The 1,582-nt window shown below is 47.6% G+C and carries 1 protein-coding gene; it reads left to right on the top strand.

Going from position 1 to position 1,582, the window contains the following annotated elements; all coding sequences use genetic code 11:
- On the top strand, nt 1-1,339 hold a 1,339-nt coding region (locus KDK19_RS09475), incomplete at its 5' end, for a hypothetical protein (protein WP_257291824.1).
- Nucleotides 1,340-1,582 lie beyond the last annotated feature (243 nt).

The following is a 1,582-nucleotide window of genomic DNA, read 5'->3' as shown; positions in this document are numbered from 1 at the left end:
CATCTATACGCCAGCCATTGAGTCAGGTGTTTCGATTCAGACGCCGTTCGATCAGGTGTTTGGTTTTTCCCATAATGTTGTTTTGCCGACGAAGTTTGTGCAAATGCTCCGGCGGTTCAGGTCTGCCCAGCAGTTTACTGTGGTTGCCGATTTGATTCCGGGTAAAAAGGACAATGAGGACTGGCTGGCCAGAGTCCGGGCATTGCAGTACGCCCAACGCTATGTGCGCAATACTGATGGCGTAACGGTGGGGGAATACGATGGCTTTTGTGAAGCAGAGCGTAGCCGACAGGTGAAGCTCAAGGCATTGGGCGGCAATGGTCTTTTTTATCTGATGCAGAACCGAGGATTTGCTATGGAGTATTACCAGGGTAAACAACAATCAGAATCGTTTGATTTGTGCTGGAAAGCCACTGAAGAGGAGGTGGAAAAAGAGGAGAGGGCAGCGATACAACAGTCGCCTATCGTCTCTGCAAGCCAGTACGATGAGCTGTCTCATAAAGTCGAACCAAGGCTACAGGAAATATGCAGTTGTGAACGCTATCGAATCTGTGAAGAGTTGGGTATTGAGCCGGTAGCTCTGAAAGGTGAGGATATTGAGTTCTGGAAGAAGGTTGGGCTGACACGACTCAGGCGATTTATGCAGTTCCCATTGCCGGATGGTAGCCATTACCGGCCAGAGCCTGATCAGGAAAGCACTTCCATTTGTCATCGACGATTTGAATCCATTGGCGTTGATGTTTATCGAGAGCTTCTGAAGCCATTATTTCCCAACTGGGATTACCAGCAATCATGGGGGGAGAAAGAAGCAGAGCAGGTGGTGGATAGAGTTGAGGCTTACCATAATGAGTATCCTTTCATGCTGAACCAGCTCAGGCTGATACCGGATTCTGTGATTTTGAACACTTCGGAAGGGGCAAAATTTCAGCGCCCAAAATCGGCCTGCAATTTCGTCAATCGATTGTTGAGAATGGCCGGATTAGTCATCAATAGTCAGCAGGTGCGGACTGGGAAAATGCTTGCTGATACTGCTAAGGGGAAGCGGGTCAGGCGTTACAGTATCAATCTGGAGTCATTGGCTTTTATGCGGGGTTATGCTCGATCCAGGGCGGTTCATAAGCAAATCGGGCTGTCACACACTGGTGTGGGTAGTATGAAAATGGAGCAAGGTGTGACAGCTTGTAAGCATCAGCATCAAGTAACGGTTTGCAAGACATTTCACATTGCAACAGAGTCCCAGCAACCTGAAAAAACGGATTGTCCAGATGTACTGAGCACCCCGTCAGGAAATATGAAGAAATTAAACATCAACTCAGAATACAGTCCGGAAATCACCTGAATGGGTACATTACAGTCGCATCCTCTAATCATTGAATGGCTATTTTTCGGAGCTAAACCTGCATGTTATCGAACGACATAAAGGCTTTGAAAAGCTTCCAGTGGTTCCGGTTGCGCTATTCCAGGTCAGGCTCCCTGGACCACCTACGTAAGTTGATTTCTACAAGCAGCTCTTCAACACCTTGCAGGTTGTGAATATCTTTCGCTGTAGTGAATAAAAGTAGGTGTTGGTAGGCTTCAGGAA

It is taken from the genome of Endozoicomonas sp. ONNA1, assembly GCF_024606325.1.
Taxonomy (GTDB): Bacteria; Pseudomonadota; Gammaproteobacteria; order Pseudomonadales; family Endozoicomonadaceae; genus Endozoicomonas_A.
The sequence above is the reverse complement of the archived record's forward strand: the minus strand, read 5'-3'. Positions and strand labels throughout refer to the sequence as shown.